This window comes from Micromonospora sp. CPCC 206061, assembly GCF_036906915.1.
Taxonomy (GTDB): domain Bacteria; phylum Actinomycetota; class Actinomycetes; order Mycobacteriales; family Micromonosporaceae; genus Phytohabitans.
Map to the genome: position 1 here is coordinate 25,161 of NZ_JBAKHX010000076.1, position 12,809 is coordinate 37,969.

A 12,809-nucleotide genomic window follows, 5' to 3' on the forward strand; every position below is an offset into this window, starting at 1 on the left:
CCGTGGGTAACCCGTTGCGCGATCCGCAGGACCGCCGGCTACCGCGAATCCCAGAGCCATGCGCTCTGGTGATCTTCGGAGTGACCGGCGACCTGTCTCGCAAGAAGCTACTTCCCGCCATATACGACCTGGCCAACCGGGGCCTGCTGCCACCCGGCTTCGTGGTGTTGGGCTTCGCCCGCCGCGACTGGGGGCATGGCGATTTCGAGTCGATGGCCTATGAGCACGCCAAGGCGCACGCGCGCACACCGTGGCGCGAGGAGGTGTGGGCGCGGCTCTCCGGCAACATGAAGTTCGTCGGCGGGGCGTTCGACGACGACGACGCCTTCGACAATCTCGCCGCGACGCTCGACGAGCTGCGCGACTCGCACGGCATCCACGGCAACGCGGCGTTCTACCTGTCGATCCCGCCCTCGGCGTTCCCGACGGTGCTCAAGCAGCTCGCACGCACCGGCATGGCCGACAACGAGCGCTGCGGCGGCTGGCGCCGGGTGATCGTGGAGAAGCCGTTCGGCACCGACCTGACCTCGGCCAAGTCGCTCAACGACCTCGTCGACGATGTCTTCACCGGGCCCGACGTCTTCCGCATCGACCACTACCTGGGCAAAGAAACCGTCCAGAACATCATGGCGCTGCGATTCGCCAACTCGCTCTTCGAGCCGGTGTGGAACTCCAAGTACGTCGACTCGGTGCAGATCACCATGGCCGAAGACGTCGGCATCGGCACCCGGGCCGCCTTCTACGACGCCACCGGCACCGCCCGCGACGTGCTCCAGAACCACCTGCTCCAGCTCCTCGCGCTGGTCGCGATGGAAGAGCCGACCAGCTTCGACGCCGCCGAAATCCGGGCCGAGAAGCTGAAGGTGCTGCGCGCCATCAGCCTGCCCAAGGACATCAAGGCCGGCACGGTCCGCGGCCAGTACCTGCAGGGCTGGGTCGCCGGCGAGCGCACCAAGGGATACCTCGATGAGGAGGGCGTGCCGCAGGACTCCAACACGGAGACGTACGTGGCGGTGCGCCTCGGCATCCAAAACAGGCGCTGGGCCGGCGTTCCGTTCTACATCCGGGCCGGCAAGCGGCTGCCGCGCCGGGTCACCGAGGTGGCGGTGGTGTTCAAGAAGGCGCCGCACCTGCCATTCAACCCGGCCGACGTCGAGGCGCTCGGCGAAAACCAGCTCGTCATCCGGGTGCAGCCGGAAGAGGGCATGGTGCTCAAGTTCGGCTCCAAGGTGCCGGGCACCACGATGGAGCTGCGCGACATCGCGATGGACTTCCAGTACGGCGAGGCGTTCACCGAGTCCAGCCCGGAGGCGTACGAGCGGCTCGTGCTCGACGTGCTCATCGGCGACCGGACGCTCTTTCCCGACGCGGCCGAGGTCGAGCAGAGCTGGCACGTGGTCGACCCGCTGGAAGAGGCGTGGCAGGGCGTCAAGCCTGAGCAGTACCGGTCCGGCGAGTGGGGGCCGCGCGCGGCCGACGAGATGTTGGCCCGCGAGGGCCGTCACTGGAGGCGTGCCTAAATGATTGGCTTGTGGGACACCACCGGCAACGAGGTGGTCAAGGCGCTGGCGGCGGAGCGCCGCAGCGCGGGTGGCGTCGCCAGCGGCATGGCGCTGTCGCTCATCGTCGTGGTCGACGAGAAGCGGGTACGGGAGGCCGAGGCGGCCGCCACGATCGCGGCGTCGGCGCACCCGTGCCGGCTGCTGATGGTGGTGCGCGACGACTTCGAGCGCCCCAACAACCGGCTCGACGCCGAGATCGTCGTGGGCGGGCGGCTCGGCCCGTGCGAGGCCGTGGTCATGCGCATGTACGGCCGGCTCGCGCTGCACGCCGAGTCAGTGGTCATGCCGCTTCTGGTACCCGACGTGCCGGTGGTCACCTGGTGGCACGGCGAGCCGCCGGACCGGATCGCCAACGACTACCTGGGCGTGGTCGCCGACCGCCGCATCACCGACAGCGCGATGGCCACTGACCGGGTCGGAGCCCTGCGGCAGCGCGCGATCGACTACGCGGCCGGCGACACCGACCTCGCCTGGACCAGGATCACCCCGTGGCGCACCCTGCTGGCCGGCGCGTTCGACACCGTCGAAGCCAAGGTCACGAGCGCGACGATCGTGGCGCCGGAGAGCGACCCGACCGCCGCGATCATGACCGGGTGGCTGGCCGCCCGGCTCGGCATCCGGCCCCGGCTGGAGCCGACCTCGTCGTTCCCGCGTATGCGCTCGGTCTCGCTGGAGTGCGGCAACGGCGAGGTGCTCTCGCTGACCCGTGAGGACAGCAGCGCCATCTTCACGCGTACCGGCCAGGCCGACCGCACGCTGCCGCTGGTCCGCCGGCCCGTCGGCGACGAGCTGGCCGAGGAGCTGCGCCGGCTCGACGCCGACCAGGTGTACGCCGAGGCGCTGAGCGCGTTCGCCCGGGTGCCGGGGCTCAACAGCCGGCCGGTGAAGCGGGTACACGAGTGGAAGGACCCGGCCATCGAGAAGCGCACGGTTGGCGCGGTGGGCCCGGTCGGTGCGGTCGTCAATGGCTGAGACCGGCGTCGTCGTCCACGCCGACCCGGACGTCCTCGCACAGGCCGTGGCCGCTCGGCTGATCGTCAAACTCATCGACGCGCAGGCCGAGCGGGGCAGCGCCTGCGTGGTGCTGACCGGCGGCCGGGTCGCCGCGGCGGTCTACCGGGCCGTGGGCGACCTACCCGCCAGCGACGCCGTCGACTGGTCACGGGTCGACGTGTGGTGGGGCGACGAGCGGTTCCTGCCCGGCGGCGACCCCGACCGCAACGAGACCCAGGCACGGGCGGCACTGCTCGACGCGTTGCCGCTCGACCCGGCCCGGGTGCACCCGATGCCGCCGTCGGACGGGCCCGACGGCGCAGACCCGGAGGCGGCTGCCGCCCGGTACGCGGACGAGCTGGCCACCGCGGCCAAGCCGGGACACGCCACCCTGCCGCACTTCGACGTGCTCATGCTCGGGGTCGGCGAAGACGGCCACGTGGCGTCGGTCTTCCCCGAGCACCCGGTGGCGTACGAGACGCGACCGGTGAGCGCGGTGCGCGGCAGCCCGAAGCCGCCGCCGATCCGCACCACGCTCACGATCCCCACCATCAACACGGCGGAAGAGGTGTGGCTGGTCGCGGCCGGCACCGACAAGGCCAAGGCGGTGGGCATGGCGATGGCGGGCGGCGGTCCGGTCCAGGTGCCGGCGTCGGGCGTTCAGGGCGTGGAGCGCACCCTGTGGCTGCTCGACCGCGCGGCGGCAGCGGAGGTAGCCCCCCGCCTACGCAGCCTCCGCTAGCGCTCGCCGCGGCGGTGGCGGAGGGCGGCCAGCGCCTCGGCGAGGATGGCCTCGCCGTCGGCGTCGGAGCGCCGCTCCTTCACGTACGCCAGGTGGGTCTTGTATGGCTCGGCTCGCGACGGCCCGGGCGGGTTGTGCGCGTCCTGGCCGGCCTGCTGGCCGCAGCGCGGGCAGTCCCAGGTCGGTGGCGCCGGGGCGTCCGCGGCGAGCAGTACTTCAACCGAGTGGCCCTTCGCGCACCAGTAGGTGACTTCGCGTCGGGGGGCTGGTTCACACCGTTCGACGGGTCGGATGGGACCGGAACCGACTCGGGTGCCTCGGATGGCGCTGCCATGTGGCACGACTCTTCGCTCCTGTCGATGGAGGGGGGTTCTCGACGGGAAATAAGGAAAAAACTCTGCGCGCGGTCCGAAACCGGACCGCGCGCAGAGTCTACGACTACCAGTGGTGCTAGAGGGACTAGCTGTTCATCGCGAGTTTGAGCCAAAGGCCCAGGCCGACAATGCAAGCAAACCAGACAATGCCCACCAAAATGGTGTATCGGTCGAGGTTCTTCTCCGCGACCGACGAACCGGCCAGGCTGGTGCTCACCCCGCCACCGAACATGCTCGACAGGCCACCACCCTTACCGCGGTGCAGCAGGATCAGGAGCATGAGCAGGAAGCTCGTGATGACAAGCAACACGATCAACGTGTATGCGAACGCGATCGGCATGGCGGCGGTCAATCCTCTCGAAACGGGAGCGGACCAAGGATAGCCGAACGTCAGCGGCTGACGTGCTCCGGGAAGCGGCAGATCTGTACCCACTCCTCGGCGTCGATGCTAGCGCCGCCGACGAGAGCCCCGTCGACGTCCGCCTGCGCCATGATGCTGGCGACGTTCGCGGCCTTGACCGACCCGCCGTACAGCACACGCACGACGGCTGCGGTCTCGTCGCCGAACTTCTCGGCGATGCGGGCCCGGATCGCGCCGCACACCTCCTGGGCGTCGTCCGGCGTCGCGGTCTTGCCGGTGCCGATGGCCCACACCGGCTCGTAGGCCACGACGACCTTCGCGACCTGCTCGGCCTTGAGCTTGTCGAGGGCCGCGTCGAGCTGCCCGAGACAGTGCGGCACGTGCTCGCCGGCCTCGCGGATCGGCAGGCCCTCGCCGATGCACAGGATCGGCGTGATCTCGTGCCCGAGCGCGGTCTTGACCTTGGCATTGACCAGCGCGTCGTCCTCGTGGTGGTACTGCCGGCGCTCGGAGTGCCCCACGACGACGTACTGGCAGCCGAGCTTGGCGAGCATCGCACCGGAGATCTCACCGGTATACGCGCCCTTGGCGTGCGGCGACAGGTCCTGCGCGCCGTATCCGATCATCAGCTTGTCGCCGTCGACCAGGGTCTGCACGGTGCGGATGTCGGTGTACGGCGGCAGCACGACGACCTCGACGTCGCTGAGCTGCTGCTCGTTGAGGCTGGCAGCCACCTTCTGCACGAAGAGGTTGGCCTCGAGGTGGTTGAGGTTCATCTTCCAGTTGCCGGCCATCAGGGGCCGGCGAGCGGGCGCGCCCATCACTTCTCCAAAGCCGCGACGCCTGGAAGGGTCTTGCCCTCCAGGTATTCCAGCGAGGCGCCCCCGCCGGTCGAGATGTGGCCGAACGCGGACTCGTCGATGCCGAGCGTGCGCACGGCCGCGGCCGAGTCTCCGCCGCCCACGACCGTGAACCCGTCGATCTTGGCGATCGCCTCGGCGACACCGCGGGTACCGGCGGCGAACGGCGCGAGCTCGAACACGCCCATCGGACCGTTCCAGAACACCGTCTTGGCGGTGCCGACCGCCTCGGCGAACAGCGCGACGCTCTCCGGCCCGATGTCGAGCCCGAGCCGGTCAGCGGGGATGCCGTAAGCCGGCACAACGTCGTGATCGGCATCCGCCGCGAAAGCGGTCGCCGCTACCACGTCGACCGGCAGCACGATCCGGCCAGCGGCGCGGTCGAGCAGTTCGCGGCAGGTGTCGACCATCTCGTCTTCGAGCAGCGACTTGCCGACCTCGTGGCCCTGAGCCTTGAGGAAGGTGAAGCACATGCCGCCGCCGACGAGAAGCTTGTCGACCTTGGGCAGGAGCGCCTCGATGACCGCGAGCTTGTCGGACACCTTCGAGCCACCGAGCACCACCACGTACGGGCGATCGGGCTGGCCGGTCAGGCGGGCCAGCACCTGCACCTCGCGCAGCACCAGGCCGCCCGCGAAGTGCGGCAGCCGCGCCGGCACGTCGTACACGCTGGCGTGCTTGCGGTGGACGGCGCCGAACGCGTCGTCGACGTACGCCTCGCCGAAGGCCGCCAGCTGGTCGGCGAACGCGCCGCGCTCGGACTCGTCCTTGCTGGTCTCGCCGGCGTTGAAGCGCAGGTTTTCGAGCAGGGCGACCTCGCCGCCGCCGAGGCCGCCGACCACCGACTGGGCGGACGGGCCGACGGTGTCGGCCGCGAACGCGACCGGCGTGCCCAGCAGCTCATCGAGGCGGGCCGCGACCGGCGCGAGGGTGTACTTGGGGTCGGGCGCGCCCTTCGGACGGCCCAGGTGGGACATGACGATCACCGCGGCGCCGGCGTCGCGGAGCGCGACCAGCGTCGGGAGCACCGCGCGGATGCGCCCGTCGTCGGCGATCCTAATCTGGCCCAGCGTCGAGGAGTCGAGGGGGACGTTCAGGTCGGCGCGCACGAGCACGCGCCGACCCTGCACACCCTCGGCGAGGAGATCGTCGAGAGTCTTGATCGTCACAGCGAGGAACCCACCAGCTTGACCAGGTCGACGAGGCGGTTCGAGTAGCCCCACTCGTTGTCGTACCAGCCGACGACCTTGACCTGGTCGCCGATCACCTTGGTGAGGCCGGCGTCGAAGATGCAGGAGGCCGGGTCGGTGACGATGTCGGTCGAGACGATCTCGTCCTCGGTGTACGAGAGGAAGCCCTTGAGCGGGCCCTCAGCGGCCGCCTTCACCGCGGCGTTGACCTCTTCGACCGTGACCTCGCGGGCCAGCGTCACGGTGAGGTCGGTCGCCGAGCCGGTCGGGATCGGCACGCGCAGTGCGTAGCCGTCGAGCTTGCCCTTGAGCTCCGGAAGCACCAGGCTGATCGCCTTCGCGGCACCGGTGGAGGTCGGCACCACGTTGAGCGCGGCGGCGCGGGCCCGGCGCAGGTCCTTGTGCGGGCCGTCCTGGAGGTTCTGGTCCTGCGTGTAGGCGTGGATCGTGGTCATCAGACCGCGCTCGATGGTGAACGAGTCGTGCAGCACCTTGGCCATCGGGGCGAGGCAGTTGGTGGTGCAGGACGCGTTCGAGATGATCGAGTGCTTCGCCGGGTCGTACGACTCGTGGTTGACACCCATGACGACCGTCACGTCTTCGTTCTTCGCCGGGGCGGAGATGATGACCTTCTTGGCGCCCGCGTCGATGTGCGCCTTGGCCTTGGTGGCGTCGGTGAAGAAGCCGGTCGACTCGATGACGACGTCGGCGCCCAGATCGGCCCAGGGCAGCTTGCCCGGGTCGCGCTCGGCGAGCGCCTTGAACGTCTTGCCGTTGACGGTGATCTCGTCGCCGGTGGCCTTGACCTCGTACGGCAGGCGGCCCAGGATGCTGTCGTACTTGAGCAGGTGGGCGAGCGTCGCGTTGTCGGTCAGATCGTTCGCGCCGACGAGCTCGATGTCGGCGCCGGAGGCGAGCACCGCCCGGAAGAAGTTACGGCCAATACGGCCGAAGCCGTTGATGCCAACCCGGATGGTCACAGGTCCATCTCCTCGTGTTCTGGTCCGCCGGGCGGAAGCCATAACCGGCGGAGAGTGTTTCGGCCCCGTCGCCGTTGCACCTCGACCCTATCCGAGTTGCGGTGCTCACTTGGGCCCGGGGTGCCCGGTCAGCCGACCAGCATCTCAGGTGTGACGGCCGCCTCAGTGTCCGGAATGCCCAGGTCACGGGCGCGCTTGTCGGCCAGGGCGAGCAGCCGGCGGATGCGCCCGGCGATGGCGTCCTTGGTCAACGGCGGGTCGGCCAGCGCACCCAACTCTTCCAGTGACGCCTGACGATGCTCCAGTCGCAGCCGCCCCGCCGAGGTCAGGTGGTTGGGCGCGTCGTCGGCCAGGATGTCGAGCGCCCGCGTGACCCGAGCCGCGGCGGCCACCGCCGCCCGGGCGGAACGCCGCAGGTTGGCGTCGTCGAAGTTGGCCAGCCGGTTGGCCGTGGCGCGCACCTCACGGCGTACCCGGCGCTCCTCCCACGCGAGCACGCTGGAGTGTGCTCCTATGCGGGTGAGCAGCGCGGCGATCGCGTCTCCGTCCTTGACCACCACCCGGTCGACGCCGCGCACCTCGCGCTGCTTGGCCGTGACGCTCATCCGCCGCGCGGCCCCGACCAGCGCCAGCGCGGACTCCGGCCCCGGGCTGGTGATCTCCAGCGCGCAGGAGCGGCCCGGCTCGGTCAGCGAGCCGTGCGCCATGAACGCGCCCCGCCAGGCGGCCACCGCGCAGCAAACCCCGGCCGACACCACGTGCGACGGGAGCCCGCGCACCGGCCGGCCACGCACGTCGAGCAGGCCGGTCTGGCGGGCCAGCGCCTCGCCGTCCTTGACGATCCGGACGATCCAGTGGCTGCCCTTGCGCAGACCACCGGACGCCAGCACGTGAATCTCGCTCGAATACCCGTACACCTCGGCGACCTCGCGCCGCAGGCGGCGCGCGACGTTGCCGGTGTCGAGCTCGGCTTCCACGACGACTCTCCCGGAGACGATGTGCAACCCGCCAGCGAAGCGCAACAGCGCGGCCATCTCCGCCCGACGGCAGCATGGCTTGGGTACGTCGACCCGGCTCAGCTCGTCTTTGACCGCCGCGGTCATCGCCATTTCGGTGTCATCTCCTGGACATCGACGAATGCTTCAGTTGGGTTTAACGACCGGGGCCCAATACCGGCACCAACGCGGCGCCGAGAGCGCCTGGATCATGCCGGGCGGTGCCGTCCGGTGCTGCCACAGGCGCCACCGCGAGTTGCGCACCCAGAGATTCTGCCGCATGCCGCACGGGTTCGGGGTCGCCTACCGCTTTCCCGTCGGCGAGAACCGTGTCGACTTTCAGTGCGGGCAGGTACCACCGGAGGGCCGCCAGGTGGTCGGCGAGCGACAGTCCGAGGGTCTCGCTCTCCTCCGCCAGGTTGAGGGTGACCAACCGGCGGGCCGGGCTAGCGACGATCGCCGCGGCCAGCTCGGGCACGAGCAGGTGCGGGATCACGCTCGTGTACCAGCTTCCCGGCCCGAAGATCAGCCAGTCGGCCTCCGCGATGGCCGCGACCGCCTGCGGACAGGCGGGCGCGTCGGCCGGCGTGATCCGCACCGACTCGACCTGGCCGGGCGTCACGGCGATGTTGTGCTGGCCGCGCACGATGACCACCTCGTCGGGGCGTGTCAGGTCGGCACCGCGGACGTCGGCCTCGATGCCCAACGGCTGGCACGACATCGGCAGCACCCGACCCACCGCCCGGACCATGCCGGCGGCGTGCGCGAGCGCCTCGACCGGGTCGCCGAGCAGCTCCATCAGGCCGAGCAGCACCAGGTTGCCCACGGTATGTCCGGTGAGCGGGCCGGGCGGCTCGAAGCGGTGCTGGAAGAGGTCGGCGGTCAGCTTGCGGTCGTCGTCGGCGAGGGCCGCGAGGGCCTGGCGCAGGTCGCCCGGCGGCAGGCCGCCGCGCTCCGCGCGCAGGCGGCCACTCGATCCACCGTCGTCGCCGACGGTGACGACGGCGGTGATGTCCGGGTCGAGATCGGGGCTCGTGCGGCGCAGCGCCCGCAGGGACGCGCCGAGCCCGTGTCCGCCTCCAAAAGCGACAACCTTGGTACGCCGTCCGGCGCCCCCGGACGCCGTTGGTGCTCCCCCGATGGCGTCCCCGCTCATTCGCGCCCCAGGTCGCGGTGCTGGGCGTTGGCGGACAGGCGGGCGTGGCGCAACCGCGCGGCCAGCTCCTCCGCGATCGCCACGCTGCGGTGCTTTCCGCCGGTGCACCCGACCGCCACGGTCAGGTATCGCTTACCCTCCCGCTCGAACCCGGGCGCCGTCGCGTTGATCAGCCGGGCGTACGTCTCCACGAACGTGACCGCGCCATGCTGACCCAGCACGTACTGGCTCACGTCTTCCTCGCGCCCGGTGTGCTCGCGCAACTCCGGCACCCAGTACGGGTTGGGCAGGAACCGGGCGTCCAGCACGAAGTCGGCGTCGGGCGGCAGGCCGTACTTGAACCCGAAGGACAGCACGGTGACCCGCAGCCGGCGCGCATCTTCCCCGCCGAACATCTCCTCAACGCGCCGCCGCAGCTGGTTGACGTTGAGGTGGCTGGTGTCGACGATCACATCGGCCTGATCGCGGGCCTCCTCCAGCAGCTTGCGCTCGGCGGCGATGCCGTCGGCGAGCCGCCCGTCACCCTGGAGCGGATGCGACCGCCGCACGCTCTCGAACCGCCGGATCAGCACCTCGTCGTCGGCGTCGACGAACACCACCCGCGGCTGGAACCCGCGCTCCTTCAGCGCCCGGATCGCGCCGGCCAGGTCGGTGGAGAACGCCCGGCTGCGCACGTCGAGCACCATCGCGGTGCGCTGGGCGGCACCACCGGCCATCTGCGCGAGCTCGGCCATGTCGAGCATCAGCGCCTGGGGCAGGTTGTCGACCACGTAGAAACCGACGTTTTCCAAAGCCCGCGCCACCGTGCTGCGGCCGCCCCCGGACACACCGGTGACCACCACCAGCTCGGTTTCCTGATCGTCCCGCCGGGCGTCGTCGTGCACCACTAGATCCTAGGGTGTGCCTTCGCCGGGCGCGTTCAACGCCGCCACGATCGCCTCGGCGGTTCGCCGCCCGATACCCGGCACCTCGGTGATCTCCTCCGGGGTGGCGTCAGCGAGCCGCTTCAGCGAACCGAAGTGCCGCAACAGCGCCTTGCGCCGCACCTCGCCCAGCCCCGGCACGCCGTCGAGGCTGGATGCGGTCATCCGCTTCGACCGCCGCTGCCGGTGGAAGGTGATCGCGAACCTGTGCGCCTCGTCACGCAGCCGCTGCAACAGATACAGCCCTTCCGAGGCGCGCGGCAGGATCACCGGGAAGTCGTCACCCGGCAGCCACACCTCTTCCAACCGCTTCGCGAGGCCGCAGAGCGCGACGTCGACGATCCCCAGGTCTGCGAGCACGGCGGCCGCCGCGTTGACCTGTGGCTGCCCGCCGTCGACCACGACGAGCTGCGGCGGGTAGGCGAACTTGCGCGGCTTGCCGGTCGTGGGATCGATGCCGGGACGGTCCTCCGCGACGGGCGGCGCCCCGTCGACGGCGTCCTCGCCGCCGAGGGGCTCTTCGGCATCAAGCTCCCCGATCTCGGCCCGCGCCTCCAGATACCGGGCGAACCGCCGCCGCAGCACCTCGGACAGCGCCGACAGGTCGTCGGTGGCCCCGCGCACGGCGAACCGCCGATACTCACTCTTGCGCGCCAGCCCGTCTTCGAACACGACCATGCTCGCCACCACGTCGGTGCCCTGGATCTGAGACACGTCGTAGCACTCGATGCGCAGCGGCGCCGTCGACATCCCGAGCGCCTCGGCGATCTCCTCGATGGCCTTGCTGCGCGTCGTCAGGTCACCCGACCGGCGCAGCTTGTGCCGCGTCAGCACCTCGGCCGCGTTACGCGCCACGGTCTCCAGCAACGCCTTCTTGTCGCCGCGCTGCGGCACCCGCAGGCTCACCCGGCTGCCCCGGTGCTGCGTCAGCCACTCGGCGAGCGCGTCGGCGTCGGCGGGCAGGGCCGGCACCAGCATCTCGCGCGGCACGTCACTCTCGCCGTGCTCCCCGCCGTACACCTGGCTGCAGAAGTGGTGCACCAGATCGCCCGTCGACAGGTCTTCGACCTTCTCCACGACCCAGCCCCGCTGGCCGCGCACCCGCCCACCGCGCACATGGAACACCTGCACCGCGGCCTCGAGCGGATCCTCAGCGAACGCCACCACGTCCGCGTCGGTGCCGTCGCCCAGCACCACGGTCTGCTTCTCCATCGCCCGGCGCAACGCCACCAGGTCATCGCGCAACCGAGCCGCCCGCTCGAACTCCAACTCCTCCGACGCGGCCAGCATCTCCCGCTCCAGCCGCTTCACCATCGCGTCGGTGCGGCCGCCCATGAAGTCACAGAAGTCGTCGACGATGTCGCGGTGCTCCTCGGCGCTCACCCGCCCCACGCAGGGCGCCGAACACTTGCCGATGTCGCCCAGCAGGCATGGCCGGCCAATCTGGCCGGCCCGCTTGAAGACCCCGGAAGAACAGGTCCGCGCCGGAAAGACCCGCAGGAGAAGGTCGAGCGTCTCGCGGATCGCCCAGGCATGAGAATACGGCCCGAAGTAGCGCACGCCCTTGCGCTTGGCGCCGCGCATCACCTGAAACCTCGGGTACTCCTCGTCGAGCGTGACGGCGAGAAACGGATAGGACTTGTCGTCGCGGTACTTCACGTTGAACCGCGGGTCATACTCCTTGATCCACGAGTATTCGAGCTGGAGCGCCTCGACCTCGCTGCCCACGGTGACCCAGTCGACCGCCGCCGCCGTGGTGACCATCTGCTGGGTGCGCTGGTGCAGGTGCCACAGATCGCCGAAGTATGAATTCAGCCGGCTGCGCAGGCTCTTGGCCTTGCCGACATAGATCACCCGGCCACCGGGATCGCGGAAGCGGTAGACCCCGGGAGCGTCCGGAATGGTGCCCGGCGCGGGTCGGTAGGTAGCGGGGTCAGCCACGCAGCCAGCCTAGCCCGGGCCGCTGACACTTCTGGGACCTGTCTCGAGGTGGAGGCCGGAGCGAGGCGAGGCGCAGCCGCCCGATCATCCACCTCGAAACGGGCCCTAGGCGAGCGTGATGTTCTCGCCCTCTACCTTGAGCTCGCGTGCGGTGAGCGGCTTGGTCGCCGGACCCTTCTTCACGGAGCCGTCCTCAATGGAGAACTTGCTGCCGTGGCAGTTGCAGTTGATCGTCCCGCCCTCGACAGCTGTGACCGGACACCCTTGGTGCGTACAGGTACTGCTGAACGCCTTGAACGTGCCATCGGTCGGCTGGGTCACCACGACGCTCTGCGCCGCGAAGATCGTGCCGCCCTCGACCGGGATCTCGCTCGTCTTGGCGAACGCCCCGCCACCGGTACCCTGGGTAGCGGTCGGTGACTGGCTGTCACTACCCGTATCCTCGTCGGGGTCAGTGCCGCAAGCTGCCAAGACAGCGGTGGCGCCGATCGCACCCGCGCCAGCGAGCAGCACCCGCCGGCTCGTGGCGGCCGGCTCAGTCACCGGCTGTTCCTCGCTCATGGCTCACCCTTCCTGTTGAACGCGACCACGCCAGTAGACACGGAGCGTCACCCAAATCGGTTCACTTTCAACCGTGTCGCCCTTTCCCCCACCGCCACCCCCCGCCCCGCCGCGGCCGCCCCGCGCGAACCGCCCCACACCGCGCGCCCGCCCGCGCCCGCCCGCGCCCGC

General features: G+C 70.3%; 13 protein-coding genes. 3 read left to right on the top strand and 10 right to left on the bottom strand.

The window, feature by feature from the left end; genetic code table 11:
• Positions 1-2 precede the first annotated feature (2 nt).
• The 3 genes from zwf to pgl are packed head-to-tail and all read left to right on the top strand — an operon-like array spanning position 3 to position 3,297.
• Positions 3-1,520, top strand: coding sequence for a glucose-6-phosphate dehydrogenase (gene zwf, locus V6V89_RS33315; protein ID WP_334623524.1), 1,518 nt, complete (start codon positions 3-5; stop codon positions 1,518-1,520).
• A complete protein-coding gene (locus V6V89_RS33320; RefSeq protein WP_334623525.1) occupies positions 1,521-2,534 on the top strand; it encodes a glucose-6-phosphate dehydrogenase assembly protein OpcA in 1,014 nt (337 codons plus the stop codon).
• Entirely contained in the window at positions 2,527-3,297 is a 771-nt protein-coding gene (gene pgl / locus V6V89_RS33325; protein ID WP_334623526.1) for a 6-phosphogluconolactonase, read from the top strand. The genes V6V89_RS33320 and pgl overlap by 8 nt, the downstream gene beginning before the upstream one ends.
• Here pgl and V6V89_RS33330 read toward each other — a convergent pair.
• From V6V89_RS33330 to V6V89_RS33375, 10 genes are all read right to left on the bottom strand, one after another.
• Positions 3,294-3,638 (bottom strand): RNA polymerase-binding protein RbpA, encoded by a 345-nt coding sequence (locus V6V89_RS33330; protein ID WP_334623527.1) that lies wholly within the window; start codon positions 3,636-3,638, stop codon positions 3,294-3,296. The two genes, pgl and V6V89_RS33330, sit on opposite strands and share 4 nt — an antisense overlap.
• Positions 3,639-3,756: 118 nt before the next feature.
• Positions 3,757-4,011 carry a preprotein translocase subunit SecG gene (gene secG / locus V6V89_RS33335; RefSeq protein ID WP_173038233.1) on the bottom strand — a complete coding sequence of 85 codons (255 nt, stop codon included), beginning with the start codon at positions 4,009-4,011 and terminating at the stop codon, positions 3,757-3,759.
• A 50-nt stretch (positions 4,012-4,061) separates the two neighbouring features.
• Positions 4,062-4,853 carry a triose-phosphate isomerase gene (gene tpiA, locus V6V89_RS33340; protein ID WP_334623528.1) on the bottom strand — a complete coding sequence of 264 codons (792 nt, stop codon included), beginning with the start codon at positions 4,851-4,853 and terminating at the stop codon, positions 4,062-4,064.
• The gene (locus V6V89_RS33345) at positions 4,853-6,061 is read right to left on the bottom strand and encodes a phosphoglycerate kinase (protein ID WP_334623529.1); all 1,209 of its coding nucleotides are present in this window, start codon (positions 6,059-6,061) and stop codon (positions 4,853-4,855) included. The genes tpiA and V6V89_RS33345 overlap by 1 nt, the downstream gene beginning before the upstream one ends.
• Positions 6,058-7,062, bottom strand: coding sequence for a type I glyceraldehyde-3-phosphate dehydrogenase (gene gap, locus V6V89_RS33350; protein ID WP_334623530.1), 1,005 nt, complete (start codon positions 7,060-7,062; stop codon positions 6,058-6,060). The genes V6V89_RS33345 and gap overlap by 4 nt, the downstream gene beginning before the upstream one ends.
• A gap of 128 nt (positions 7,063-7,190) precedes the next feature.
• A complete protein-coding gene (gene whiA, locus V6V89_RS33355) occupies positions 7,191-8,171 on the bottom strand; it encodes a DNA-binding protein WhiA (RefSeq protein WP_265252666.1) in 981 nt (326 codons plus the stop codon).
• A 43-nt stretch (positions 8,172-8,214) separates the two neighbouring features.
• Positions 8,215-9,213, bottom strand: a complete 999-nt coding sequence (locus V6V89_RS33360) for a gluconeogenesis factor YvcK family protein (RefSeq protein WP_334623532.1) — start codon at positions 9,211-9,213, stop codon at positions 8,215-8,217.
• Positions 9,210-10,097, bottom strand: a complete 888-nt coding sequence (rapZ, locus tag V6V89_RS33365) for an RNase adapter RapZ (RefSeq protein ID WP_334623533.1) — start codon at positions 10,095-10,097, stop codon at positions 9,210-9,212. The genes V6V89_RS33360 and rapZ overlap by 4 nt, the downstream gene beginning before the upstream one ends.
• 9 nt (positions 10,098-10,106) lie before the next feature.
• Positions 10,107-12,077 carry an excinuclease ABC subunit UvrC gene (gene uvrC / locus V6V89_RS33370; RefSeq protein ID WP_334623534.1) on the bottom strand — a complete coding sequence of 657 codons (1,971 nt, stop codon included), beginning with the start codon at positions 12,075-12,077 and terminating at the stop codon, positions 10,107-10,109.
• 105 nt (positions 12,078-12,182) lie between these two features.
• Positions 12,183-12,638 (bottom strand): Rieske (2Fe-2S) protein, encoded by a 456-nt coding sequence (locus V6V89_RS33375; protein WP_334623535.1) that lies wholly within the window; start codon positions 12,636-12,638, stop codon positions 12,183-12,185.
• Positions 12,639-12,809 lie beyond the last annotated feature (171 nt).

What these genes read in the sequence shown, in the direction of transcription:
- V6V89_RS33360 (WP_334623532.1), bottom strand. Translation starts at nt 9,213, where the DNA reads ATGAGCGGGGACGCCATCGGGGGAGCACCAACGGCGTCCGGGGGCGCC.
- V6V89_RS33375 (WP_334623535.1), bottom strand. Translation starts at nt 12,638, where the DNA reads ATGAGCGAGGAACAGCCGGTGACTGAGCCGGCCGCCACGAGCCGGCGG.
- V6V89_RS33320 (WP_334623525.1), top strand. Translation starts at nt 1,521, where the DNA reads ATGATTGGCTTGTGGGACACCACCGGCAACGAGGTGGTCAAGGCGCTG.
- pgl (WP_334623526.1), top strand. Translation starts at nt 2,527, where the DNA reads ATGGCTGAGACCGGCGTCGTCGTCCACGCCGACCCGGACGTCCTCGCA.
- tpiA (WP_334623528.1), bottom strand. Translation starts at nt 4,853, where the DNA reads ATGGGCGCGCCCGCTCGCCGGCCCCTGATGGCCGGCAACTGGAAGATG.
- secG (WP_173038233.1), bottom strand. Translation starts at nt 4,011, where the DNA reads ATGCCGATCGCGTTCGCATACACGTTGATCGTGTTGCTTGTCATCACG.
- whiA (WP_265252666.1), bottom strand. Translation starts at nt 8,171, where the DNA reads ATGGCGATGACCGCGGCGGTCAAAGACGAGCTGAGCCGGGTCGACGTA.